Source organism: Tatumella sp. UCD-D_suzukii (genome assembly GCF_000611875.2).
In the GTDB taxonomy this organism is placed as follows: domain Bacteria; phylum Pseudomonadota; class Gammaproteobacteria; order Enterobacterales; family Enterobacteriaceae; genus Tatumella; species Tatumella ptyseos.
In genome coordinates this window covers 70,107-96,121 of sequence record NZ_JFJX01000067.1, presented here as the reverse complement: position 1 = coordinate 96,121, position 26,015 = coordinate 70,107, and the positions used below count along the sequence as shown (strand labels likewise).

Here is a 26,015-nt window from a genome sequence, read left to right as displayed (position 1 = left end):
ATGCATTATCAGAACAGGATCAGAAGTGAGTATTCAGACTCATATAGAAGGTTCTGCCTGATTCATTGTACGTGTTGGCACCTGCACCGTAGATAGTGATCGGATCGACCACGCCCGTAGAGGTGATAGTGCCGGTCGACTGGGCATTTCCTTCACGGAAGTGGCGTTTATCAAAGATATTTTCGATGCCGGCGGTCAGACTGACATTTTTCGTCGCATCCCAGGTCGCGCTGGCACCAATAATGCTGTACGGACTGACTTCGCGGGTATCCGGATAACTCACCACATTACCGCGGTAATCAAGCCGTTTAGGTTTCTGACGACCATACCAGGTCAGGGTTGTCGCTAAAGACAGGTCTTCGCGCGCCTGCCAGGTCAGACCGGAGTTCAGCGTAAACTGCGGGATAACAGATAAGCGATCACCGGTGGTTTTGTTTTTGCTCTGCAACATCCAGGTCATATTATTATTCCAGCTAAGTGTGTCAGTCACCGGAATATTCAATGTGCCTTCCAATCCTTCCACCAGCGCTTTCGGGACGTTTTGCCATTGGTAGATATAGGTTCCGGTACTGCTGGTTCCGATAGAATGTGTACCCGCCTCAATCTTGTTGCGATAGTCATTACGGAACCAGGTGATACCCGCCTGCAAACCGGCATCATCTTTGTACTCCAGCCCCACTTCTTTATTGACGCTGGTTTCGGCTTTCAGGTTATCGTTACCCATCAGATAACATCCGGGTCCCGAACCGGCATATCCATTACATCCCTGCCCGTTACTGTAGAGAATATAACTCCGGTTCGTCTGATACAGATTCGGCGCTTTATAAGCCCGGGCAATCCCCATTTTCAGGGTGACATTATCTGTCAGGTTCTGCGACAGGTTCAGGGACGGACTCCAGTTAGTCCCTGAAATGGAATGATGATCAAAACGCAATGCCGGGGTCAGCACAGTACTGTCGGTAATATCCATATTATCTTCAGCGAACAGCGAGAAAATATCGGCGCTGGAGTAAGGGTTACGGGTACCGGTAGTCACGCCGTCAATAGCCCCCCCGGTACGGTCCCCTGTCAGTGCCTGACTGGTGGAAATACCGTCTTTCATTTTTTGCTGGTTCCATTCCGTTCCCAGCGTCAGGTTCTGGTTAACCAGCGCGGTAAACGGAATGCTGACTTCGCTGTGCAGCAGAACATCACTTAAATCGATATCCGAGAAGCCGGCATTGGTATTAAAAATACCTTCCGTACCGCCGGCCAGCCCTTCGGTGATCCTGGAGTTACGGGTTCTTTCGTACTGGGCATAAGTGTTGGTGCTGATACCGTTATCCCAGACCCCTGTCCATGTCAGCGCATAGTTCTGACGGTAAATACGGTTAGTTTCTTTACCGTACATAGACTTCACGTAGGCCGAGGTATTGGTATTCTGCGTATCGCCGGCATAGAGGTTACCCTGACGGCTGGTGCCAGCTTCAAATTCAAGGTGCTGATTATGGGCAAATTCCCAGTTCAGTTTGCCGTGCAATTCTTTATCAATAACCCCTTCGCGTCCTGCCGGGTAGCTACCTGCATAGGAACCACTGCGGGGAGTGGTATGGTCTTCATTGATATCATAAGCATCTGCCTGCGTCTTATCCAGGTTGCCCCAGAGACTGAATGTCAGGCTGTCAGATACCGGCCCCATCAGGCTGAAGTTAGTCCGTTTGGTGGAACCTTCAGACTTGTGCTGCGGGGCATTCAGATAGGTATCCCAGGAACCGTGCCACTGATTGGTCGCTTGTTTGGTAATGATATTGACCACCCCTCCCATCGCACCATTACCGTAACGGGCAGCCGCAGGGCCACGGATGACTTCGATACGTTCGATCATTTCCGGCGGTACCCAGCCGGTGTCACCGCGGGTATCACGCTCGCCCCGCCAGCCAAAGCGGACAGAATTGCGACTGGACACCGGTTTACCATCGATCAGGATCAGGGTATTTTCCGGCCCCATACCACGAATATCGATCTGCCGGTTATTTCCGCGCTGACCACTGGTGGAGTTTCCGGTCAGGTTGACGCCCGGCATGGTGCGGATGATTTCTGACACATCACGGGCTGGCGGATGTTTACGGATTTCATCCGCAGTAATGGTCGACACACCGGGTGCCTGTAGATTTTGTAGTCTGGCGGTCACAAGAAGCGTGCCACTCCCGGCCTGCGTCTTACTGTCTTGCGCCTGAGTTGTCACTTGCTGCTGGCTGGCCGACGTCCCTGTCACAGCCGCGGTCTCTGCCGCCATCACCTGAAAAGAAAAAAAGGCGCTGACGCCCAGCTCAAGACAAATCGCAGTTGAAAGTCGGGATAATTTTTTCATTATGGGGATCCTGGTCCTCTGCCATGGGGAATGTGATGGCGAGGAACCGCTTATTTAGCCACTATTTTAAAAAGTTTTAGCTGCAGTCCGCGACGGACAACTGCTTATGCTCTGTGCGCCTGAAAAAGGTTCAAAGGCAACGAACAGTTGCTTAAGTGCGACAACGGCAGGCGGTGAAACAGACTATTGCAAATGGAAATAGTTATCAATAGTATTATCAATACTATTACCCTTTATTGATCTGAACACGGTGCCGATGGTGACCCCTGAATGGCTTATCTCTCCCGGAACTGACTTCTGGTGGCAACAACAGCAACAACGAGGATTACCCTTGATCGAGCGGTTGGAAAACGCGCTCTGCCGGGTCACCTTCCTCTGGCGTGACCCGCAGGGTAGCGAAAAAACGTCAGCCTTCCGGCATGTCTGGATTAATATCACCGGTATTACGGATCATCATCAGCCGGCCCCCCCCCGCTCCTTACAGCGGATCACCGGCAGCGATGTCTGGTACTGGCAGACCGAACTCCCGGCCGACTGGCGCGGCAGCTATTGCCTGATCCCGGATACGTCTGCCGAATCGCCGGAGAGGTTAACCGACCTTGATCAGCGCAAGGATTGGTGGCGCGAAAAGTTTGCCATCGCCGGTCATGACCCGCTGAACCCGCTACGCCCCTGGCAGGGTGGACGGGGCATGTCAGTCTCTCCGCTGCATATGCCGGAGGCACCCTGCCAGGCCGACTGGGCTCCGCTGGATCAGGGGCACGCCTTACCCCTGAACATCCGCCGGTTACAGTGGCACAGTCAGCGACTGAATAATCAACGCACTGTCTGGCTCTGCGAGACAGGCCGGCCTGAAGCCCCGAACCGCCCCCTGGTATTGCTGCTCGACGGACAGTTCTGGGCTGAACAGATGCCGGTGGCAGCCCCCCTGCAGTCCCTGACAGATCGGCAAAAACTACCACCTGCCATCTACGTCATGATAGATACCATCGATCGTCAGCACCGCAGTCATGAGCTGCCCTGTAATGAAGATTTCTGGTTAGCGGTGCAGCAGGAACTTTTGCCGCTGATTTCCCGGCAGACCGGCTGGCAGCACGACGCCGCCCGCACTCTGGTTGCCGGAGAGAGTTTCGGTGGCCTTGCCGCGGTCTATGCCACGCTAAACTGGCCGGACGTTTTCGGCAATGCTATCAGCCTGTCCGGGTCGTTCTGGTGGCCTCAGCACGGAGGCACCCGGGGTGTTCTGACCCGCGAACTGGACGAAGGCCATTTCTCCTCTCATCCACGAAAAATCTATCTTGAGGCGGGCCGCCGTGAACCGGTGGTTTGGCAGGCCGGTGATGAACTTTTCCGGGCATTACAACGCCGGAATATCGAGGCAACCCTGACGCAGATTGAGGGCGGGCACGATGCGCTATGCTGGCGCGGAGGGCTGCTGAGCGGGTTACAGGCGTTGCTCGGCCCCGGTGAGTCATCCCCCTTCCCTGAAAGCGACGAATAAGGAGCCTGACGTGGATCATCTGCATCCTTTTGACCAGCCAGAGGCAACGGCCTGTGTTTTAAAAAACCACCAGCAACAGTACAGCGTGTGGCCTGACCGGATGGAAATCCCGGCCGGCTGGGAACAGGTCGCGGGCCCGGACACACTGGAACAGTGCCTGCTCTGGCTGGAAAAGAACGGGGATACGCTTCGTCCCGCGTCATTTACCGCCCGGGAAAATCATCATGACTGAGAAACAAAATACGTTACCGCTGGTAGCCGCTCAGCCGGGGATCTGGCTGGCTGATCAGCTGTCCCCCCACCGCAATGCCTACGCTGTTGCCCACCTGATAGATATTCCCGGCGAACTTTCTCAGCCGGTGCTCAGTGCGGCCATTATCAGCGCTATGGCCAGCGCCGATACTCTCCGGATGCGGTATAAAGAGCAGGACGGCGAAGCGGTACAAATTCCTGGTCCGCTCCCGGCTATCGTCCCGGAATATTATGATTTACGGCAGGAAACAAACCCCCGGGCCGTCGCTGAAGACTACATTCGCCGGGATCTCGATAGCGATCTGCGTATCACCTCCGGAAAACCTCTGTACCGGCATCTGTTATTACAGATTGGCGATACGCACTGGCTCTGGTACCAGCGTTATCACCATATCGCCGTGGATGGATTCAGTTTTGCCGCACTGACCCGGCATATCGCCGGGCTGTATACCGCAAGGATGCAGAAAACGCCGGAAACATCATCACCTTTTATTCCGTTCTCTGCCGTCGTCGACGAATACCTGCAGTATCAGGATTCTCCCGCATGGCAACGCGACAGCCGCTACTGGCAGGAAAAGCTGGCCACACTTCCGTCTCCGGTGACGTTATCGGAACAGACTCTCTCTGGGCAGGTCCCGGGCATCCGACTGATACGTCAGCAACAGGTGCTGCCCGCTGCCGGATTACAACCGCTCAGTGAACAATTTACCGCTCACGGGTTAACACTGACCGATGGCGCTATCGCTCTGGTATCTCTGTGGCTGGCCCGACTGACAGGACAACAACCGTTCAGCGCCGGGTTTATCTTTATGCGCCGTCTTGGCTCAGCAGCCCTGTGTGCCACCGGACCGGTCATTAACGTCTTACCGATGGCGGTCGATTATGATCCGGAACTGACTCTGCCGGCGCTGGCATCCCGCCTTGCCGCGGAAATCAAAAAAAATCGCCGGCACCAGCGTTTCAACGCTGAGCAAATTATGCGGGATGCCGGTCTGAATGCAGATCATCACCCCCTGTACGGACCGGTGATCAACGTCAAAATGTTTGACTACCGTCTGGATTTTGACGGCGTGACCGCAGAAACAGAGCATCTGGCATCGGGGCCGGTGCGTGATCTTGAAATTGCGCTGTATCCCGGCGAAGACGGGGACCTGACCATCGAACTGCTGGCTAACGCCGAACGTTATACGCCGCAACAACTGGCAGGCTATCTGCAACGTCTGCCTCTGCTGGCGGCCCGTTTCGGGGAAAGGCCCGGACTGAAGTGCGGCGATGCCGGACTTCTGACGGAGGATGAAGCCCGTCAGATCCGTGATCTCAACCGGACACAGGTCCCGTTAGTGCCGGAAACGTTGTACAGCCTGCTTCGCCGGCAGGCCGAACGTACACCGGAAGCCGTGGCGCTGGCAGATATTCATCACACACTGACCTACCATGAGATGCACCGGCAGGTACTCGCTCTGGCACAACAACTGAACGATGCCGGAGTCAGGCGCGGGGATATTGTTGCGGTGGCTTTGCCCCGCTCCGTTTTCCTTTCGCTGGCATTGCAGGCGATCGTCTGCGTCGGTGCCGTCTGGCTGCCTCTGGATACCGGTTATCCGGATGAACGTTTGCAGTTTATGCTGGAGGATGCCGCACCGGCCTTGCTGATCACCGGAAGTGCTCTGGCTGAGCGATTCCGGAAACTCAGCACCGTCCCGGCCTGCTACTATCAGTCGTTACTTCCGGAACCGTCACCGGATATCACGTTTGAGCCACCGGCCCCGCAGGATGGTGCGTATCTGATCTATACCTCAGGGTCGACCGGTCGGCCGAAAGGAGTGCTGGTCGGACACCAGGCCATTGTTAACCGCTTGCTGTGGATGCAGGACAGTTATCCGCTCACGGCTCAGGATGTGGTCTTACAGAAAACACCGGCCAGCTTTGATGTCTCGGTGTGGGAGTTTTTCTGGCCACTGATCACCGGGGCCCGCCTGATGATGGCCCCTCCGGAGGCCCATCGTGAGCCGGATATTCTGCTGCAACTGATGCTTGATTATCGTATCACCACGCTGCATTTTGTTCCGTCGATGTTATCGGCCTTTATCACCACACTCTGTGCTGAAAGTGCACGTCGCCTGGGAAACCAGTTACAACGGGTATTTTGCAGCGGTGAGGCCCTGCCGACTGCACTGGCACGTCAGTGGGAGTCTGTCTGCGGTGCCCCTCTGCATAATCTCTATGGACCGACCGAAGCCGCGGTGGATGTCAGCAGTTATCCGGCCTTCGGGCCGGAGTTAGCCGCGGTCACCGGTAACAGCGTACCGATTGGTTATCCGGTCTGGAACACCGGTTTACATGTGCTCGACAACCGTTTCAGATCGCTCCCTGCCGGTGTGGCCGGGGAGCTTTGGCTCAGTGGAGTGCAACTGGCGAAAGGCTATCTGGGTCGCCCGGGGCTGACCGCCTCCCGCTTTGTGGCACTGCCCGGTGGCGAGGGTGAACGGATGTACCGGACCGGAGATGTAGTACGTCGTCTGGCCAGCGGCGCCATTGAATACCTGGGCCGTAATGACGATCAGCTGAAAATTCGTGGCCAGCGCATTGAACTGACAGAAATAGACCACCAGCTACTGCAACTGCCGGGCATTGATCAGGCGGTGACGCTGGCAAGAACCCTGGGTCCACAGAGCGAAGGATGGGAAGACTCACGTCAGCTGATCGCCTATGTGATAAGCCCGGCGCCGGTGAACAGCGGGCAGATACTGACAGCTCTGCAAGCCTGCCTGCCACCGCCCATGGTGCCGGTCGCCATTATGCAGGTCGATGCCTTCCCGCTGAGTCCTAACGGAAAGCTGGATCGTAAAGCCCTGCCTCTGCCTTCTGTACAATGCGATACGGTCCGGCGCGCCCCTGCCCCCGGGCTGGAAAGCCAGCTGGCGGCAGAGTTTGCTGCACTGCTGAACTGTGACTCTGTCTCTGCCGGCGATGATTTCTTTGCGCTGGGCGGCCATTCCCTGCTGGCGATGCGCCTTGCTGCCCGGCTGCGTCGGGTACTGCAACGTCAGGTCACGGTCGGTCAGATTATGGTGGCTCCGAGCGTGGAAAAACTGGCTGCACTGATCAGTGAGCCCGCAGAGGATCCTGCCCGCCGTGCCGGTTATGAACCTTTGCTGCCGCTGCGTCTGAGTAGCGGCCCGACCTTATTTTGCTTCCATCCGGCCTCCGGCTTTGCCTGGCAGTTCAGTGTACTGCGCAGGTATCTGGACCCGCGCTGGTCAGTCATCGGTGTTCAGTCCCCGTCTGCCGGCGGTATTCTCAACCGGAGCCGGGACATTAATGAACTCTGCGATGACCATCTGCAGCGACTGCGTGAGCATCAGCCCCACGGCCCCTACTACCTTACCGGCTACTCTCTCGGGGGAACGCTGGCACAGGGGATCGCGGCACGCCTGGAAGCCGCCGGCGAAGACGTGGCATTCCTCGGGTTACTTGATACCTGGCCGCCGGAAACTCAGCGCTGGGATCAGCGACAGGGTGAAAATCTGCCGGACCCGGCCGTGCTGGCCGAAGTGGATCGGGAGCGGGAAACCTTTATGGCCAGCCAGCGGAACCAGGCCGGCGAAGATATGTCGGTGATGTTTGATATCATCAGTGCTAACTATAGCAGTGCGGTCAGGCTACTGGGGACCGCGACCAGCGCCCGTTTCGGGGGGAAAGCCACGTTGTTTGTCGCGGAGAAAACCCGCCAGCCGGGGATGGAAGCTGACCAGTGCTGGGCCCCGTATATCAGCCGGACAGAAATTATCCCCGTCCAGTGTGCACATGCAGAAATATTTGCTGAAGATGTGTTTGCACGGATAGGGCCGGAACTCGACAGACTGCTGTCGGCAGCCCTGCGCTAGCGGTTCTGTGACGGCGGCGGTCACTGACGGTGATCGCTGCCGTCCATGATCACTCTCTTCCGGTGGGGATCACCATCGGGGTTCCGGCGACCGGGTCGCTGATAATCATCGCTTTCAGGCCATAGACCTGTTCAATCAGTGCCGGGGTCACAATCTCCGACGGTTTACCCTGCGCCACAATCTGCCCGTCACGCATTGCTATCAGATGAGTGGCATAACGGCAGGCATGGTTCAGCTCATGCAACACCACCACCAGCGTTCTGCCATGCTGGCGGTTAAGGTCACGCATCAGTTCCATCAGCTCGATCTGGTGGGTAATATCCAGCCAGGTCGTGGGCTCATCCAGAAGTAACAGCGGTGTTTCCTGCGCCAGCACCATCGCAATCCACACCCGCTGACGCTGTCCGCCGGAAAGAGTATCTACCGCCTGGCAAGCCAGGTGATCCACCCGGGTCGCCTGCATCGCACGCATGACAGCGTCATTATCCTGCGCGCCTGCCCGGTTAAACAACGTCTGGTACGGATAACGCCCGCGGAACACCAGTTCGCGTACCGTGATCCCGGCGGGCGCCGCGGGTGACTGAGGTAATAACCCCAACTGACGGGCGATCTCTTTCGTCGGATACGTTTTGATATCTTTACCGTTCAGCAGCACATTCCCGGCAACAGGTGTGATCAGGCGGCTCAGTGTTTTCAGCAGCGTGGACTTTCCGCAGGCATTCGGCCCGATGATCACCGTAATTTCTCCGGCCGGTATCGCAACCGACAGATCACGGATAATTATTTTTTTGTCGTACCCCAGCGTCAGGTGTTCACCTGCCAGGGGGGAAGTCAATGTCTTCATCGATAACGCGTCTCACGGATCAGTAAACTCATTAAGTACATGCCCCCCAGGCTGACAGTAACGACACCTACCGGTAACTGATAGGCCCCAAACAGGTGAGTCGCCAGATAATCCGCGGTCAGCATCAGAGCGGCACCACACAGCATGCTGAGTGCCAGGGAATCGCGCCGTCCCGGGGTAAAGCGGGCCGCAATCTGCGGTGCTACCAGCGCAATAAAAGACACCGGACCGATTAGCGCCGTACAAACCGCCGTCAGGATGACGCCCAGCACCAGTAAAATCATCCGGCTGCGTTCGGCGGGGACGCCCAGCGCGATAGCCATCTCATCGCCCATCTCCAGCAGACGCATTCTCCGGGCCATCAGCCCTGCAATCGCAGCAACCGGGATCAGCACCCCCGCCACCGGCAGCAACCCCTGCCAACTGACGCCATTCAGGGATCCGGCACTCCATAACCCGGCCGATAACGCCGTATCCAGCGAGGTTGTAGTGACTATCCAGCTATTCAGCGACATCAGTAACGCACGGATCCCGATCCCCACCAGAATAAGCCGGAAGGTATTAATGCCGTTACGCCAGGCAAATAACCAGACCATCAGCGCGGTGAGTAACCCTCCGGCCAGTGCTGCCAGCGCCAGTAATGCGGGTTCCCCCGGCAGGAAAACCATCATCAGTAACACCGCAGAAAACGCGCCGGTATTAAAACCAAGCACATCCGGACTCCCCAGCGGGTTACGCAGGAGTGACTGGAAGATAGCGCCGCTCAGCGCCAGCGCCGCACCGGTCACCATGGCGGCACACACTCGCGGTAAACGCCAGTCCAGTACCACCATCGTCATCGCCTTTGGCGCTTTCCCCAACAGGACTTGCCCGAATTGCCCGGCACTGAGCGTAAACGTCCCCTGCGTCAGGGCAAGAAAACTGACCGTCACCAGCACTGCGATTAACAACAGCCCGCCCGTGAGTTGCCGGTTCATAATATCGCTCCCTGAGACTGTCTCCGGACCAGAAAAATCAGTACCGGTGCGCCAATAAAGCCGGTAACAATAGAAACCCGCAGTTCACCGGCCGCCAGGAAGCGCCCGGCAATATCGGCCATCAGTAACAGGCAGGGAGTCAGCAGCAGCGTCACCGGTAACATCCGCCGGTGATCGGATCCCGCCAGGAAGCGGCTCAGATGAGGGGCCATCAGCCCGATAAAGGCGATAGGCCCGGTTAATGCGGTGGCTGCCCCGGCCAGTAATGCCACCGAGATCAGCCCGAGGATCCGCGTCCGTACCACCCGGGTCCCGAGTGTTACCGCAACCTCCCCGCCCATGCTGATATTATTCAGAGAGCGGGCCAGCAGCAGAGCCAGCACTCCCCCCGTGATCATCGCCGGGCTGAGAATAAGTAACGAGGTAAACTGGCGAATATCCAGCGAACCACTGAGCCAGAAGCGAAGGTGATCATAGATATCCGGGTTCATCAGCGACAGACCGTTCGTCATACCTTCCAGTACCGCGGCCAGCGCCACCCCGGCCAGAGTGAGGCGTAACGGATTAATGTTTCCCCCGGCGGCGGCACCGGCCAGAGAGATGATCAGCAATGCAATCAATGCGCCCGCAAAAGCAAACCCGAGCCAGGCCAGAGGCGTGTCTGCACCGGCAAAAGCCATCCCCAGGACAATCGCAAATGATGCCCCTGAATTTATGCCAAGGATACCGGTATCGGCCAGAGGATTTCGCGTCAGTGTCTGCAGTAATGCGCCGGCAAGTCCCAGAGAAGCCCCCGCCGCAATACCGGCAAGGGTTCGCGGTAACCGGGCATAACGGATAAGGGTACAGTTCTGCGACAGACAGGGATCAGGAGAAAAAAGGGCCTGCCAGCTTTCGCGAAAAGAGACCGGCACGGCCCCGGCACTCAGGCTGAGCATAACCAGTAACAGCAGGCAGATCACCAGAAGGATCAGTAAGCAGGATTGACGCATAACATTCCGGACCTTACACGGCGGGAAAGCCCGCCATTAATCAGGGCACCGGCAGGAAACCGGTGTCCCGGAGAACTCAGTGAGTAAATAACTTCTGCAGTGTATCCAGCAGGTGACTGGCGCTGTAGTAATCCAGCCGGAAATTATCATTGCCCAGGGCATAAACCTGTTTATTCAGTACCGCATCCGACTGCGACAGAAAACGATCGCTGAGGACGTCCGGTACGGTGTTTCCGGCGGCGGCAAAGAGCAGCCAGCTTTTCCCGTTCAGCCCGCGGGCAACATTTTCACCTGACAGCTGAATAATGTCTTTACGGTGCCCCATACTGATATTGCCTTTCACCTGAGCCGGCGGCGTCGCCAGCGTAAACCCCAGAGCCTGCAACAGTTCACCCTGAGCAGACGCCGCGGTCCAGAGATTCACTTCGCGGCCGCCGCCGTTCCAGATCATGGCAGAGACCGGTTGCGGCGGTAACTTCAGCTGTGGTTTTAAGCCGGCAACCCGCTGGTCAAACTCCGCCACCCGCTTTCCGGCCAGCGCTTCATGTCCGGTAGCGCGTCCGAGCAATGTCATCACCTGTTGCCAGCTTTTATCGTCATAATTGACCACCAGGACCGGCGCGATCGCCTGTAACTGGCTCACCAGACGGATAGCACTGTCATTCCCCGTCGCACTGACCACAATGAGGTCCGGCATCATGCCGGCAATGCTCTCGGCGTTAGGCTCCCCGATATAGAGTCGTTTCACCTGCCGCTGCCGGGCGATATCCCCCCATTGGCGTAAAAAACCTTCCGCATCCGTAAAGCGTCCTCCCGGAGCACCGGCACCACTGCCGACAACCGGTGCATCTATCGCCAGCAGGGCTCCGGTCAGCGTCACACTGGTAGAGACTATCCGCTGCGGAGGCTGCTGAAGTGTCACGGTACCTGTTTCACTGTGGATCTGCCGTGGCCACCCGTCGCTGGCGTCAGCACGAAAAACGATAAATAACAGGAGTAACGCAGCCCGCAGAATGTAAACCTGCGGCTGTGATTTTAAGGTGCTTTTTATGGCCCTGCCGGAAATGAACTGTCGCATAGCGCGCGGATTTTCCTCTGCAAATGACGATCCCATTGACACATTCCGGGGATCCGGTTAGTTTACACGAATAATACAAATGATAATCATTATTAATTATCTTATCATTCCAGGATTAGATTATGGTAGAAATGGAACAGTTTGAAAATCCCTCCGTGTATGATTTTCCTTCTCTGTCAGACCGTTTCCTGTTTACCTCCCGCTGGAAAAGCCTGTTAACCGATGGCTGTTTCCGACGTTTGACATCCCCGTTAACTGAAGATGGCACACCAGGCGCGCGGTTTTCGGTGCAGGCAGAAGCAGCCTTGCGGGAAGCCCGTCTTGCCGGTATCCGGCATCCTGTCATTGCCGGAGCGATCCCTTTTGATCCCTGTCAACCTTCAGAACTCTTTATTCCTGAAAGCTACCGGTTTATTGACCGCGATCACCTGGTAAGGGCGGCGAAAACGTCTCCGGACTTTGCCGGCGGAGAGGTCACGGGCTCCCGCCTGATCCCGGAACAACCGGCGTTTATGGCGATGGTGTCACAAGCCATTGAAGCGATGGAGCGCGGTGAGGCCGATAAAGTTGTGCTATCCCGCCTGCAGGAAATTTGCAGTCGTGACGCTATCGATATGACCGGACTGATGTCACAGATTGTGCGACAGAACCCGGATAACTATCACTTCCACCTTCCGTTATCCTGCGGAGCCACCCTGCTGGGCGCCAGCCCTGAGTTATTACTCAGAAAAGAGGGGGCGAATTTTTATTCCTGTCCGTTAGCCGGGTCTGCCGGACGCTCAGCGGATCCGGCAGAAGATACGTTGCGGGGCCGGGATTTGATGAACTCGGAAAAGGATCGCCGGGAACACCAGCTGGTCACGGATGATATGCGCAGGACACTGCAGCCGGTCAGTAAAACGCTCTCGGTGCCGGACGTACCGCATCTGCTGACGACATCCACACTCTGGCATCTGGCGACCGATATCCGGGGCACTTTACAACACACTGACACGTCAGCCTTATCGCTGGCGGCCCTGCTCCATCCGACACCGGCGCTGAGTGGCTACCCTCACCGGCAGGCACTGGATCTGATAAGAACGCTGGAGCCGTTTAACCGGAAACTGTTCGGCGGCATGGTGGGCTGGTGTGACGACCAGGGTAATGGCGAATGGGTAGTGACCATCCGCTGTGCCACGGTGAAAGAGAAAACGGTCACCCTGTTCGCCGGCGCAGGGATCATTCCTGCCTCCGACCCGTATTCCGAATGGCGGGAAACCGGCATCAAACTGAATACGATGCTGCGGGCTTTCGGCCTTGAAAGAACAGAAAGGTAACTGTATGACGCTCCCTTATACCCGCTGGCCGGACGCGCTGGCAGAACGCTATCGTCGTAAAGGCTATTGGATAGATAAGCCCCTCAGTGATATCTGCGGGCGGCAGAAAGATAATCCGGCCATCGCTATCCTTGACGGAGAAAGAACGCTGACCTATCAGCAACTGGATACCCTCAGTGATCAACTGGCCGCACAACTGCAACAACGTGGTCTGCAACAGGGCGACACGGCACTGGTACAACTGGGTAACGGCACCGAATTTTATCTGGTGTTCTTCGCCTTACTGAAGCTCGGTGTCGCCCCGGTCAATGCACTGTTCAGCCACCAGAAAAGCGAATTGCTTTCTTACGCCAGCCAGACAGAGCCGGTCCTGTTTATTGCCGACCGTCAGCATAATCTGTTTACCGATGACCAGTTTCTGCAGGCATTTTCAGCGCAAATCCCGTCACTCAGGACCGTGGTCATGCATAACGCGACTCCGGCTGATCTCAGTCTTTCCGGCTTGTACAACACACCAGCGGCCGGTTTTACACCCACCCCGTCGGCGGCCGATGAGGTGGCTTTTTTCCAGCTTTCCGGCGGCAGCACCGGCACGCCGAAGCTGATCCCCAGAACACATAACGACTATTACTACAGCATTCGCGGTAGCGTGGATATCTGCGGCTTTACCCGGCAGACCCGCTACCTTTGTGCATTGCCCATTGCTCACAATTACCCGATGAGTTCGCCGGGTTGCCTGGGGGTGTTCTATGCCGGGGGGCAGGTCGTTATGGCGCGGGATCCGAGTGCGACGCTCTGTTTCCCGCTGATAGCTCGCCACCGGATCACCGTCACCGCGCTGGTACCGCCGGCGGTCAGCCTGTGGCTGCAAGCCATAAAAGAAAACGGGCACGCCCGCGAGCTCTCGTCCCTGACTTTACTGCAGGTCGGCGGGGCACGACTGAGTGAGTCGCTGGCCAGACGGGTGCTCTCAGAAATTGGCTGTCAGTTACAGCAGGTGTTCGGCATGGCCGAAGGCCTGGTGAACTACACACGCCCGGATGACCCGATAGAGGTGATCACCACCACTCAGGGACGCCCCATCTCTGAAGATGATGAAATCCGCGTGGTTGATGAGCATCACCGGCCCGTCCCTGCGGGAACTACCGGCCGCCTGATGACCCGCGGTCCCTATACGTTCCGCGGGTATTATCGTAACCCCTCCCATAATGCTACCTGCTTTGATGAAGAGGGGTTCTACGCCTCCGGGGATCTTATCTCGATCACCGCTGAGGGGAATATCAGGGTTGAGGGCCGCGAGAAAGATCAGATAAACCGTGGCGGAGAAAAAATTGCCGCAGAAGAGATAGAAAACCTGCTGCAACGCCATCCGGACATTATCCATGCAGCACTGGTTTCGATGGATGATGAACTGATGGGCGAAAAAAGTTGTGCGTTTATCGTGGCCAGCCAGCCCGTTAAACCTGCCCATCTTCGCCGCCACTTACGTGAACAAGGTATCGCCGAATTTAAGTTACCTGACCGGGTCATTCAGCAGGAGAGCCTGCCTTTGACCCCGGTGGGTAAAGTCGATAAAAAAGCCTTACGTCAATGGCTGACAGAACAACAAAAGTAGTCCGGTTCAGACCCGGCAAATGGAGTCCTTATGAGTATCCCTAAACCTGAATCTTATCGCCTGCCGACAGCAGATGAACTTCCTGATAATAAGGTGAAATGGGCCTTTGAACCCGGGCGAGCCGCCCTGCTTATCCATGATATGCAAAATTACTTTCTCCGTTTTTGGGAGGAGGACAGTGCTCTGGTCAGGGAAGTGATCGGGAATATCGCTCGTCTGCGGACGCAATGCAAAGCATTGGGGATCCCGGTGTTTTATACTGCGCAGCCTGCAGAGCAGAGCGAGAAAGATCGTGCACTGCTGAACGATATGTGGGGGCCCGGATTAAACCGCCATCCGGAGCAGCAGCGGGTGGTTGACGGATTAACGCCGGAGGCCGATGACATTGTGCTGACCAAATGGCGTTATAGTGCATTTCAGCGTTCACCGCTGGAGCAGCAGTTACATGACATGGGGCGTGACCAGCTGATTATTACCGGGGTGTATGCCCACATCGGTTGCCTGACCACGGCCACGGATGCCTTTATGCGCGATATTAAGCCCTTTATGGTGGCCGATGCGCTGGCAGATTTCACCCGCGAAGAACACATGATGGCACTGAAATATACCGCCGGCCGTTGCGGTAAAGTTGTCCGCTGTGAAGATTTGCTGATCCTGCCGGAAAGTAAAGCGGCGTTACGCATGTTGGTGTTACCACTGCTGGAAGATGATGATATTCCGGAAGATGATGAAAACCTGATCGACTACGGGCTGGACTCCGTGCGGATGATGGCGCTGGCTGGCCGCTGGCGTCAGGCCGTCCCGGCGATTGATTTTGTTGCCCTCGCCAAAAATGCCTCTATTGATGGCTGGTGGGCACTTCTGTCACAGGGAAAAACACAATGACCGTTCAGCAGGACTTTCACGCTAAACATGTGTGGGTGACCGGCGCAGGCCAGGGTATCGGCTATCATACGGCATTAGCTTTTCATCAGGCGGGCGCCATTGTCACTGCGTTTGATATTAAGTTTGGTGAGCAGGAGTACCCGTTTCACTGCCAGCTACTGAATGTCGCTGATCCCGTTCAGGTCAAAGACGTCTGCCAGCAGTTGCTCTCCCGTCAACCGCAACTGGATGTGCTGGTCAATGCCGCCGGTATTCTGCGTATCGGTGCCACCGATGAACTGAGCTTTGAAGACTGGCAACAGTGCCTGAACGTAAATGCCGGGGGCGCATTCAATCTGTTCAGCCAAACCCTGCCACACTTCCGCCGGCAGAAGCACGGCGCGATCGTCACCGTGGCCTCTAATGCCGCGCATGCGCCGCGTCTGGGCATGTCGGCTTACGGCGCCTCGAAAGCGGCTTTACGCAGCCTGTGCCTGACGGTCGGTCTGGAAATGGCCCCGTACGGGGTTCGCTGTAATATCGTTTCGCCTGGCTCCACCGATACCGAAATGCAACGCAGCCTCTGGAAAACACCACAGGCAGAGCAGCAGACGATTGAGGGCTTCCCGGAACAGTTTAAGCTGGGTATTCCGCTGAAGAAGATCGCAAAGCCGCAGGAGATTGCCGATACTATCCTGTTCCTGGCCTCTGACCGTGCAAGCCACGTGGTCCTGCAGGATATTGTGGTGGATGGCGGCGCAACCCTGGGGAGCTGAAGTATGGCCGAACTCTGGAAGCGGGTCTGTACGCTGGATGAACTGAATGCGCTGGGCCAGGGAAACCTGGTCAGCCATTTGGGCATCGTCTTTACTCTGATAGGCGAGCAGCATCTGGAGGCCAGCATGCCGGTCGATGAGCGCACCCGTCAGCCCTTCGGGTTGCTGCATGGCGGGGCGTCTGTCGTGCTGGCCGAATCCATGGGGTCGGTCGCTGGCTACATGGCGACTCAGGCCGGGCAGAGTGTGGTCGGGATTGAAGTCAACGCCAGCCATCACTGGGCGGTCTCTCAGGGATGGGTACACGCGAAGTGCTTTCCGCTGCATATCGGCGGACAATTACAGGTCTGGCAGACAGAGATCCGTAACGATCGGGCAAAGTTATGCTGTACCGCCCGACTCACAGTCTCCGTTCAGGGCTAAATCGCAGACATAAAAAAGCCGGGATAACCCGGCTTTATGATCCTGAGAGAGGCGACGATCGTTGAAGATCAACGCTGATAGATGATCTCTACCCCTTCATCATCATCTTCGTCCCAGTCATCCCAGTCTTCATCATCTTCTTCAACTTCCTGCGCGCCGCTTTCCAGGGCTTCACGGTGATAGTCATCCCACATGAATTCCACTTTCTCGGGTTGCTTCTCTTCAAGCTCTGCCTCTTTCGGGTTAGCTTTAATGAAGCTCATGACATCCCAGCACAGGGCATTCACACCGTCACGGCTGGCAGCAGAGATCAGATAATATTTATCGTCCCAGCCCAGGGCGTCTGCAATCGCTTTAGCGCGGCTTTCTGCCTCTTCCTTATCCAGCAGGTCAGTTTTATTGAAAACCAGCCAGCGTGGTTTGCTGTACAGTTTATCGCTGTATTTTTCCAGCTCTCCGAGGATGATACGGGCATTCTCTACCGGATCGGACTCATCGATAGGCGCGATATCAATCAGGTGCAGCAGCACGCGGCAACGCTCCAGGTGCTTCAGGAAGCGGATCCCTAATCCGGCACCATCGGCAGCCCCTTCGATAAGACCCGGGATATCGGCCACAACGAAGCTCTGCTCGTGATCCATACGTACCACGCCCAGGCTCGGTACCAGGGTGGTAAACGGGTAATCGGCTACTTTCGGCTTAGCCGCAGAGACCGAACGGATGAAGGTCGATTTACCGGCATTCGGCAAGCCCAGCATCCCGACATCGGCCAGCAGCATCAGCTCCAGCTGCAGGTCACGTTTTTCACCCGGTGTCCCCATCGTTTTCTGACGAGGTGTACGGTTAACGGAGGATTTGAAGCGGGTGTTACCCAGGCCATGCCAGCCACCTTTAGCCACCATCAGGCGCTGTTCGTGACGGGTCATATCGCCCATGGTTTCCCCGGTATCCTGGTCGATAATACGGGTACCGACCGGGACCTTGATGATGACATCTTTACCACGCTTACCGGTACAGTCACGGCTCTGGCCATTCTGGCCACGCTCGGCGCGGAAGGCCTTTTCAAAGCGGTAATCAATCAGGGTGTTAAGGTTTTCATCGGCCAGCAGCCAGACGTCACCGCCGTCTCCGCCATCACCGCCATCAGGGCCACCTTTGGGAATGTATTTTTCCCGGCGGAAGCTGACGCAACCATTACCGCCGTCACCGGCAACGACCAGGATTGTCGCTTCATCAACAAACTTCATCTTTCTTCTCCGTCACTCTTGCGCCTGTCAGGCCGATAGCCTGCCAGACGGGCCCGCCAGGGTCGACTCTGCTGACCGGCGGCGGATAATACCGGTATTCAAACCAGTGATATCAGTATTCTGTATGTATCTGTCAAGTGTACAGCATTCTGCTGCAAACCGCGGAATTTCTGCGGGTATGACAGCAGAATGTAAAAAGCCCCGCAAAAGCTGCGGGGCTTTAATTCGTTGTGTCAGACAGTCATCAGACTGTCCGGGTCTTGCCATAATTACTCAGCAACGATGCTTACGTATTTACGGTTGTCAGGACCTTTAACTTCGAATTTAATCTGACCGTTTGCAGTAGCAAACAGGGTGTGGTCACGACCACAACCTACGTTAGCGCCTGCGTGGAACTTGGTTCCGCGCTGACGAACGATGATGCTACCAGCCAGTACAGTTTCACCGCCGAAACGTTTTACGCCCAGACGTTTTGCATTGGAATCGCGACCGTTACGTGTGGAGCCGCCAGCCTTTTTATGAGCCATTTGTCAAATCTCCTATTAAGCGCTGATGCCAGTGATCTTCACATCAGTGAACCACTGACGGTGACCCTGCTGCTTACGGTGGTGTTTACGACGACGAAACTTAACAATCTTAATTTTCTCGCCACGACCGTGAGCAACGACTTCAGCTTTGATAACACCACCAGAAACCAGTGGCGCACCAATGGTAACTTCTTCGCCGTTTGCAATCATCAGAACCTGGTCAAACTCGATAGTTTCACCGGTTGCGATGTCAAGCTTTTCCAGGCGAACGGTCTGACCTTCGCTTACTCGGTGTTGTTTACCACCACTTTGGAAAACCGCGTACATATAAACTCCGCTTCTGCGCTAGCCCTTATGATAAAATCAGGCGGCGCTATAAATATTCACAATAGGGCGCGAATTCTACGCAAATATCCGACAGAAGACAAGCCTACTTTGCGCTGTATTGCAGAAAAAAAACACAGGGTGCAGCCGGGTGTTTCCTGTAATCGATTTTCAAGTACAATGGGTACCATCAGTGGTTCACTGGCACAGTGTTCATCCTGCCTGAGACTGCCACGACTGCCGACAGAGAAATTTATTCAGATACAGACCAATTACGCTATCTGAGCACTCTTGTTTAAAAAGCCCTGTAAGGGCTAAAACCGGGTCAAAACTGAACAGACGTATGAACTTAGAACAAATTACAGAACTTACTTCCGCAGATATGGCGGCCGTCAATCAGACCATTCTTGACCAGCTTGACTCCGATGTCGCGCTTATCAGTCAGTTAGGTCACTACATTGTCAGCGGTGGTGGTAAACGTATTCGTCCGATGATTGCGGTACTGTCTGCGCGGGCACTGGGCTATCAGAGCGATCAACACATTCTTAATGCCGCGCTGATCGAATTTATTCATACCGCGACATTGCTTCACGATGATGTGGTCGATGAATCCGATATGCGCCGTGGCAAAGCCACCGCCAATGCTGCTTTCGGAAATGCTGCCAGTGTCCTGGTCGGGGATTTTATCTACACCCGTGCCTTTCAGATGATGACCTCACTGGGATCCTTAAGGATCCTCGCATTAATGTCTGAAGCGGTGAATGTCATTTCCGAGGGTGAAGTGCTGCAGCTGATGAACTGTAACGATCCGGATATCACTGAAGAAAGCTATATGCGGGTTATCTACAGTAAAACGGCCCGGTTGTTTGAAGCGGCTGCTCAGACGTCCGCTATCCTGGCAGAGGCTACCGATGCGCAGGAACAAGCCCTGCGTGACTACGGACGCTATATCGGTACCGCATTTCAGCTGATTGATGACCTGCTGGATTACAGCGCTGATAACGCTGCGCTGGGTAAAAATGTCGGTGATGACCTGAGTGAAGGCAAACCTACCCTTCCGCTGTTACATGCGATGAAACACGGAAATGCCGAACAGTCCGCGATGATCCGTCAGGCCATTGAACAGGGTAATGGCCGTCACCTGTTAGAAGAGGTTCAGGCAACGATGCAGCAATGCGGTTCACTGGAATGGACCCGTCAGCGTGCTGAAGCTGAAGCGGATAAAGCCATCGCTGCTTTACAGGTTCTGCCACAGACTCCCTGGCGTCAGGCACTCGAGTCACTGGCACATATGTCCGTTCAGCGCGACTATTGATCCTGCGAAAGGATCCTGCCTGAGTCAGTGATCCCGAACGATCATCCTCACCGTTCAGCAAAAAGCCCCATGCGGGCTTTTTTTACGCCTCTGCATAGAGACTTCCGGCCCTTCATTTCGGAATATTTCCAAAAAATATGGGTGGTTTATCATTAAATTTCCTCATTTTTTGCGACGTATGCTTCAAATCAGCAGTTTTTCTGACTACTTTTGCAAAATTATACGACTGTTTTTGATATACCTATTTCCTAAAGAGGTGTAATTTTATCGTGTAAGCAGATGCGATAGATATTTCGAGAGCATCAACAACATCTGAAAAGGAGAGAGGATGAATATGCAAAAAACGGACTGGCACACAGCAGACATTATTGCCGCATTGAGGAAAAAAGGAACGTCTCTGGCAGAAGTCTCACGAAATGCCGGATTGAGTTCTTCTACCCTGGCCAATGCATTATCACGCCCATGGCCTAAAGGAGAATGGCTGATCGCCCGCGCCATTGATGTCCATCCGGCAGAGATTTGGCCGAGCCGATACTATCATCCGGTGACTCATGAGCTACTGGATCGGGAAAAGCTGATGCGACGCCTGCCTCATAATGAGCGGAAAACCACCACGCCAACCACAAACAGTACGCCATAACAAAGAAGGCTTCCGGACATGCACCCTGCCGGACATCAGTAACCCTCACGGTTAACAGGACCGGCCACAAATGCCGGTTTTCCGGGAAAACGGGCACCGCGGAAGCGTAATAAAAAAGGCCTGAACAGAAGCGTCAGGCCTTTTTCACAAATTACCGGCGGTTATTCCGCGTGTGAAGACTCTTCTTCACCGCGTACACGCTCGATCCTGGCACCTAATGCACGAAGTTTATCTTCAATGCGCTCGTACCCGCGATCAATATGATAAATACGATCCACCAGCGTTTCACCTTCAGCAATACACCCTGCCAGTACAAGACTCGCGGAAGCACGCAGATCGGTCGCCATCACCTGTGCACCGGAGAGTTTTTCCACACCGTGACAAATGGCGGTATTACTCTCGATTTCGGCATGAGCTCCCATCCGGATCAGCTCAGGAATGTGCATAAAACGGTTTTCGAAAATGGTTTCGGTGATCACACCGGTCCCTTCTGCCACCAGATTCAGCAGTGTGAACTGTGCCTGCATGTCTGTCGGGAAGCCGGGATGTGGCGCGGTACGAATATTAACCGCTTTCGGACGACGTCCGTGCATATCCAGGCTTATCCAGTCTTCACCGGTTTCGATATCAGCACCCGCTTCACGCAGCTTAGCGAGTACGACATCCAGCGTTTCGGGACGGGTTTTATGGCAGAGTACTTTGCCTCCTGAAATCGCTGCTGCAATCAGGAAGGTTCCGGTCTCGATGCGGTCAGGCACCACTTCATAGCTACCACCGCCCAGTCGTTCAACGCCTTCAATCACAATTCGGTCTGTGCCGGCACCGGTGATCTTCGCACCGATGGTGTTCAGGAAGTTCGCTGTATCAGCAATTTCCGGCTCACGTGCAGCGTTTTCAATGATGGTCGTACCTTCTGCCAGTGTCGCAGCACTCATGATGGTCACTGTCGCACCCACGCTGACTTTATCCATCACGATATGAGCCCCTTTCAGACGCCCATCGACAAACGCTTTGACATAGCCTTCTTCCAGTTTGATCTCAGCACCCAGTTGCTCCAGGCCGCTGATATGCAGGTCTACCGGCCGTGCCCCGATAGCACACCCTCCCGGTAAAGAGACCTGTCCCTGACCAAAGCGAGCCACCAGAGGTCCCAATGCCCAGATGGATGCACGCATTGTTTTTACAAGGTCATACGGAGCGCAAAAAATGTTAACGCCACTGGCATCCAGATGGACAGCACCATTGCGTTCTGCTTTTACCCCAAGCTGGCTCAGCAACTTCATGGTGGTATCAATATCACGCAGTTTAGGTACATTTTTTATTTCTACCGGTTCTTCTGCCAGCAATGCGGCAAAAAGAATAGGTAATGCGGCATTTTTCGCACCGGAAATGGTAACTTCACCACTTAAACGGGTTGGACCCTGTACTCGAAACTTATCCATTCACACGGCTCTCAATTAACAATCATAATAGGCAAGACCTGCCAGCCTGTACTTACGCAGCCTGAATCAGAAACCATTCAGCTTACGATCACGGGCCCATTCAGCAGGGGTATATGCTTTGATGGATAACGCATGAATACGGTTATCCGCAATATATTCCATCAACGGGGCATACACAGCCTGCTGCTTTTTCACCCGGCTCATCGGTTCAAAAAGTTCACCGACGGCGATCACCTGGAAATGGCTGCCGTCACCGCTGACATGGACTTCATCCAGCGACAAAGCCTGCATTAATACTGCCTGAATCTCATTATTTTCCATTGCATTCAGCTTCCGTTAATCATAATCAGCCCATATCTTAGTAGAAAGCAGCTTTATCTTAAATACACAAAAGCCCCTGCCGGAGGCAGGGGCTTTTCATCAACACCGCGATATCTATCGGCTTTCTTCAGCAGAAACAATAATCTGTTGAAGATTATACAGGGTAATCAGTGACTGTAATTTATCAGAGATGCCGTGAAATACTACCGGCTGACCTGAGCGGGTGGCGATATTTTGCAGATGAACCAGCAGCGCAAGCCCCGCCGAATCGACCCGCTTCAGCCCGGAAACATTAATCTCTGAAACTCCCCGGACCACATGTTCTTTCTGCTGCCATAACGGGAGCAGTGTTTCGTGGTCCAGTTTGCCACTGAGCAGCAACGACCGATCCTGTTGCTGCCAATGTAACAAATCACTCATCAGTTTTGCTGATTCAGTGAAACAGGCTGGGCTGCATACTGTTTCAGTTGTGCCGTCAGCGCATCAATACCCTGGGTACGCAGCAGGTCACCCCACTGATTCTGTTTTGTGGTGATCATACTGATACCTTCGGCGACCATGTCATAGGCCTGCCATGCACCGGTACGGGTATTCTTACGCCACTGGAAGTCCAGCCGGACCGGCGGGCGACCATTCGGGTCGATAATAGTGACACGAATAGCCACCAGATTTGCATCCCCCAGCGGTTGCGGGGATTCAATCTGGTAAGTTTGTCCGTGATACAGAGCCAGTGCCTGGGCGTAGGCCTGGTCCAGGTAATCACCGAAGGCCTTGTAGTACGCATCACGTTGTGCAGGCGTTGCCTGGTTATAGAAACGTCCCAGTACCAGCGCACCGGCATATTTAACCTGTACATAGGGCATCAGTTCCTGCTGCACAATTTCGCGCAGGTAATCCGGGTTCTGTTTAATTTTCCCCTGTTCATTTTTCAGACGGGTAAAGGTTTTCGCCGCCGCCTGATCCATCAGGGTATAAGGATTACTCTGATCCACCGGACTGGTCGCAGTGGTGGTCTCCGCGGCATTCACCGCCGCTACCGGCAGAGCTACCAGCATAGCGGTCAGTAACAAACGTTTGACTAACATATAAACTTTCCTTTTAGTGAATTGGCGTCGGCGTAGATGGAGCATTGCTGTCAGACGATGCACTTTGATCTTTGCTGCTGCTACCGTTGCCACTTTTGTACAGGAACTGTCCAATCAGGTCTTCAAGCACCATGGCTGATTTGGTATCGCGCAGCGTATCGCCATTCTTAAGAATAGCAGATCCCAAATCCGGATCGTTGAACCCCAGGTTAAGCGCCAGGAATTGCGCACCCAACAGACCCTGGGTACGTACCGCCAGTGAGCTGGTATCCGGAATTTTTCCGGCATAGGCATCATCAATCGCCATAGTCACTTTCGGTGAAAGCGTGCTGTCATCCAGAGAGATATTTGTGACTCTGCCGATCACTACACCACCGATTTCAACCGGAGAGCCGGCTTTAAGCCCCCCGATATTGTCGAAGGTCGCATACAATTTCCATGTAGGTTCTGCACCCAGGGATTTCAGATTTGCGGCGCGCAGGCAGAGAAACAGCGCAGCAACCAGAGCCAGCAACAGGAAAATACCTACCCAGATTTCACTTTTTTTACTTTGCATTGCGTTAATTCCCAAACATCAGTGCTGTCAGCACAAAATCTAACCCAAGTATGGCCAGAGAAGAGTGAACAACCGTACGGGTGGTTGCCCGACTGATCCCCTCAGACGTCGGAATAGCGTCATAGCCGTTGAATAGCGCTATCCAGGAAACAGCGATGGCGAAGATGATACTTTTCACCACGCAATTAATAATATCCATACGAAAATCAACGGCACCCTGCATGGCTGACCAGAAGAAACCTGAATCGATCCCTTTCCAGTCCACCCCGACCAGGGCTCCTCCGGCGATCCCGACCGCAGTGAACATTATTGCCAGTAACGGCATGCTAATTACCCCGGCCCAGAAGCGGGGAGCGACCACACGCCTTAACGGATCAACCGCCATCATTTCCATGCTGGATAACTGCTCTGTGGCTTTCATCAGCCCGACTTCCGCAGTGAGTGCCGACCCGGCACGCCCGGCGAACAGTAATGCCGTCACCACGGGCCCCAGTTCACGCAATAAAGAGAGCGCAACCACCATACCCAGGCTCGTTTCTGCGCCGTAGGTTTTTAAGACCAGGTATCCCTGTAATCCCAGCACCATGCCGATAAACAAACCGGAAACCAGGATAATCAGCAAAGAAAGTACACCCACACTGTAAATCTGCCGGATAACCAGCCGGCCATGTTTTACAAACTGTGGCTTGCCTGCCAGTGCATGAAATAACATCAGGCCCGCCCGGCCAAAGGATGCACAGCTATTGATTCCCCAACGTCCTAATGACGCCACTGCCTTTAACAACATAGGTTTAATGCCTCCCGGCGCTTAGCAAATCGGTGAGATAATCACCGGCCGGATACCGGAAAGGTACCGGACCATCTGCATGCCCGTCGATAAACTGTCGGACACGGGGATCAGGCGTTTCCCGTAATGTTTCGGGGCTACCCTGCGCAATAATATGCTGCCCTGCCACAATATAAGCATAGTCAGCAATACTCAGTACTTCAGGCACATCGTGAGAAACCACAATGCAGGTCAGACCCAGTGCATGATTCAGCTCATCGATCAATTTTACCAGTACTCCCATCGTAATGGGGTCCTGCCCGACGAAAGGCTCATCAAACATGATCAGTTCAGGGTCCAGTGCAATCGCGCGTGCCAGCGCAACACGTCTCGCCATCCCGCCCGATAATTCTGCAGGAGTGAGCTGCTCAGCCCCGCGCAGCCCTACCGCTTCCAGCTTCATCATCACCGTTGTGTGTAATAATTCCGGGGGTAACCGGGTATGTTCACGCAAAGGCCAGGCCACGTTTTCATAGACGGTGAGGTCTGTAAACAGTGCCCCTGACTGAAATAGCATACCCATCTTTTTACGGACGTCGTATAGCTTCCTGCGCGATAACGTCGGAATATTATCTTCACGGAAGAGAATTTCCCCGTTATCCGGCGCTAATTGCCCGCCGATAAGACGTAATAATGTCGTTTTACCGATACCTGACGGCCCCATAATGGCGGTGATTTTCCCTTCAGGGACAGTCAGGGAGATATCGTCAAAGATTTTTCGGGTCCCCCGGGAAAAGCTCATCCCGCGGATTTCCACTAATCCTTTTTGTTGCTGAACCATAGTGACCCCTTACAGGTGTTCGGGCATTTTAATTTGTTATCATGCCAGCCCGGAGGATAGCACTGCGTTATTTTTA

25 protein-coding genes are annotated in these 26,015 nt (G+C 54.8%); 10 read left to right on the top strand and 15 right to left on the bottom strand.

The genetic code is table 11. From position 1 onward, the window contains the following. Positions 1–19: 19 nt before the first annotated feature. Complete coding sequence (locus CG67_RS15555) at positions 20–2,350, bottom strand: TonB-dependent siderophore receptor (protein ID WP_025903855.1); 2,331 nt, start codon at positions 2,348–2,350, stop codon at positions 20–22. Positions 2,351–2,606: 256 nt separating this feature from the next. Here CG67_RS15555 and fes point away from each other — a divergent pair, with 256 nt between their 5' ends. From fes to CG67_RS15540, 3 genes are read left to right on the top strand one after another with little or no spacing between them, the layout of a single operon-like run. Then, positions 2,607–3,851, top strand: coding sequence for an enterochelin esterase (gene fes / locus CG67_RS15550; protein ID WP_051546422.1), 1,245 nt, complete (start codon positions 2,607–2,609; stop codon positions 3,849–3,851). Positions 3,852–3,861: 10 nt separating this feature from the next. Further along, positions 3,862–4,083, top strand: coding sequence for an MbtH family NRPS accessory protein (locus CG67_RS15545; RefSeq protein WP_025903853.1), 222 nt, complete (start codon positions 3,862–3,864; stop codon positions 4,081–4,083). Then, on the top strand, positions 4,076–7,990 hold the full coding sequence (locus tag CG67_RS15540; RefSeq protein WP_025903852.1) for an enterobactin synthase subunit F: 3,915 nt from the start codon (positions 4,076–4,078) through the stop codon (positions 7,988–7,990). The genes CG67_RS15545 and CG67_RS15540 overlap by 8 nt, the downstream gene beginning before the upstream one ends. A 49-nt stretch (positions 7,991–8,039) precedes the next feature. Here the strand turns inward: CG67_RS15540 and CG67_RS15535 are convergent, their stop codons facing one another. From CG67_RS15535 to fepB, 4 genes are all read right to left on the bottom strand, one after another. Continuing rightward, complete coding sequence (locus CG67_RS15535) at positions 8,040–8,834, bottom strand: ABC transporter ATP-binding protein (protein WP_025903851.1); 795 nt, start codon at positions 8,832–8,834, stop codon at positions 8,040–8,042. Next, on the bottom strand, positions 8,831–9,811 hold the full coding sequence (locus CG67_RS15530) for an iron chelate uptake ABC transporter family permease subunit (RefSeq protein ID WP_029989722.1): 981 nt from the start codon (positions 9,809–9,811) through the stop codon (positions 8,831–8,833). The genes CG67_RS15535 and CG67_RS15530 overlap by 4 nt, the downstream gene beginning before the upstream one ends. Beyond that, a complete protein-coding gene (locus CG67_RS15525; RefSeq protein WP_029989721.1) occupies positions 9,808–10,803 on the bottom strand; it encodes an iron chelate uptake ABC transporter family permease subunit in 996 nt (331 codons plus the stop codon). Before CG67_RS15525 ends, CG67_RS15530 begins: the two co-directional genes overlap by 4 nt. Before the next feature lie 76 nt (positions 10,804–10,879). Beyond that, positions 10,880–11,917, bottom strand: coding sequence for a Fe2+-enterobactin ABC transporter substrate-binding protein (gene fepB, locus CG67_RS15520; protein WP_025903848.1), 1,038 nt, complete (start codon positions 11,915–11,917; stop codon positions 10,880–10,882). 86 nt (positions 11,918–12,003) lie between these two features. On the opposite strand from fepB, the gene CG67_RS15515 reads away from it, so the two are divergent. The 5 genes from CG67_RS15515 to CG67_RS17900 are packed head-to-tail and all read left to right on the top strand — an operon-like array spanning position 12,004 to position 16,875. After that, positions 12,004–13,197 carry an isochorismate synthase gene (locus tag CG67_RS15515; protein ID WP_025903847.1) on the top strand — a complete coding sequence of 398 codons (1,194 nt, stop codon included), beginning with the start codon at positions 12,004–12,006 and terminating at the stop codon, positions 13,195–13,197. 4 nt (positions 13,198–13,201) lie between these two features. After that, positions 13,202–14,812, top strand: a complete 1,611-nt coding sequence (locus CG67_RS15510) for a (2,3-dihydroxybenzoyl)adenylate synthase (protein ID WP_025903846.1) — start codon at positions 13,202–13,204, stop codon at positions 14,810–14,812. Between the two features lie 30 nt (positions 14,813–14,842). After that, a complete protein-coding gene (locus CG67_RS15505) occupies positions 14,843–15,697 on the top strand; it encodes an isochorismatase family protein (RefSeq protein ID WP_025903845.1) in 855 nt (284 codons plus the stop codon). Then, positions 15,694–16,452: a 2,3-dihydro-2,3-dihydroxybenzoate dehydrogenase gene (gene dhbA / locus CG67_RS17905; RefSeq protein WP_025903844.1), complete on the top strand. Its 759-nt coding sequence runs from the start codon at positions 15,694–15,696 to the stop codon at positions 16,450–16,452. The genes CG67_RS15505 and dhbA overlap by 4 nt, the downstream gene beginning before the upstream one ends. 3 nt (positions 16,453–16,455) lie before the next feature. Beyond that, positions 16,456–16,875, top strand: a complete 420-nt coding sequence (locus tag CG67_RS17900; RefSeq protein WP_025903843.1) for a hotdog fold thioesterase — start codon at positions 16,456–16,458, stop codon at positions 16,873–16,875. A gap of 68 nt (positions 16,876–16,943) precedes the next feature. Here CG67_RS17900 and cgtA read toward each other — a convergent pair whose 3' ends face one another. The 3 genes from cgtA to rplU form a co-directional block, all read right to left on the bottom strand. Further along, positions 16,944–18,122 (bottom strand): Obg family GTPase CgtA, encoded by a 1,179-nt coding sequence (gene cgtA, locus CG67_RS15490; protein ID WP_025903842.1) that lies wholly within the window; start codon positions 18,120–18,122, stop codon positions 16,944–16,946. Positions 18,123–18,391: 269 nt separating this feature from the next. Next, entirely contained in the window at positions 18,392–18,649 is a 258-nt protein-coding gene (gene rpmA / locus CG67_RS15480) for a 50S ribosomal protein L27 (protein WP_025903840.1), read from the bottom strand. Positions 18,650–18,664: 15 nt separating this feature from the next. Next, complete coding sequence (rplU, locus tag CG67_RS15475; RefSeq protein ID WP_025903839.1) at positions 18,665–18,976, bottom strand: 50S ribosomal protein L21; 312 nt, start codon at positions 18,974–18,976, stop codon at positions 18,665–18,667. 340 nt (positions 18,977–19,316) lie between these two features. Between rplU and ispB the strand changes: the two genes are divergently transcribed. Then, positions 19,317–20,288, top strand: a complete 972-nt coding sequence (gene ispB / locus CG67_RS15470; RefSeq protein ID WP_025903838.1) for an octaprenyl diphosphate synthase — start codon at positions 19,317–19,319, stop codon at positions 20,286–20,288. Between the two features lie 328 nt (positions 20,289–20,616). Further along, the gene (locus CG67_RS15465) at positions 20,617–20,928 is read left to right on the top strand and encodes a helix-turn-helix domain-containing protein (RefSeq protein WP_025903837.1); all 312 of its coding nucleotides are present in this window, start codon (positions 20,617–20,619) and stop codon (positions 20,926–20,928) included. Positions 20,929–21,089: 161 nt separating this feature from the next. Here CG67_RS15465 and murA read toward each other — a convergent pair whose 3' ends face one another. The 7 genes from murA to mlaF all read right to left on the bottom strand — a co-directional run bounded on the left by murA (position 21,090) and on the right by mlaF (position 25,939). Then, positions 21,090–22,370 (bottom strand): UDP-N-acetylglucosamine 1-carboxyvinyltransferase, encoded by a 1,281-nt coding sequence (murA, locus tag CG67_RS15460; protein ID WP_025903836.1) that lies wholly within the window; start codon positions 22,368–22,370, stop codon positions 21,090–21,092. Positions 22,371–22,436: 66 nt separating this feature from the next. Next, positions 22,437–22,691: a BolA family iron metabolism protein IbaG gene (gene ibaG / locus CG67_RS15455; RefSeq protein WP_025903835.1), complete on the bottom strand. Its 255-nt coding sequence runs from the start codon at positions 22,689–22,691 to the stop codon at positions 22,437–22,439. 114 nt (positions 22,692–22,805) lie between these two features. Beyond that, entirely contained in the window at positions 22,806–23,111 is a 306-nt protein-coding gene (gene mlaB, locus CG67_RS15450) for a lipid asymmetry maintenance protein MlaB (RefSeq protein ID WP_025903834.1), read from the bottom strand. Next, a complete protein-coding gene (gene mlaC / locus CG67_RS15445; RefSeq protein ID WP_025903833.1) occupies positions 23,111–23,776 on the bottom strand; it encodes a phospholipid-binding protein MlaC in 666 nt (221 codons plus the stop codon). The genes mlaB and mlaC overlap by 1 nt, the downstream gene beginning before the upstream one ends. Positions 23,777–23,789: 13 nt before the next feature. Next, positions 23,790–24,332 carry an outer membrane lipid asymmetry maintenance protein MlaD gene (gene mlaD, locus CG67_RS15440; protein WP_025903832.1) on the bottom strand — a complete coding sequence of 181 codons (543 nt, stop codon included), beginning with the start codon at positions 24,330–24,332 and terminating at the stop codon, positions 23,790–23,792. 4 nt (positions 24,333–24,336) lie between these two features. Then, positions 24,337–25,119: a lipid asymmetry maintenance ABC transporter permease subunit MlaE gene (gene mlaE / locus CG67_RS15435; RefSeq protein WP_025903831.1), complete on the bottom strand. Its 783-nt coding sequence runs from the start codon at positions 25,117–25,119 to the stop codon at positions 24,337–24,339. Between the two features lie 4 nt (positions 25,120–25,123). Beyond that, complete coding sequence (gene mlaF, locus CG67_RS15430) at positions 25,124–25,939, bottom strand: phospholipid ABC transporter ATP-binding protein MlaF (protein WP_025903830.1); 816 nt, start codon at positions 25,937–25,939, stop codon at positions 25,124–25,126. Positions 25,940–26,015: the final 76 nt, after the last annotated feature.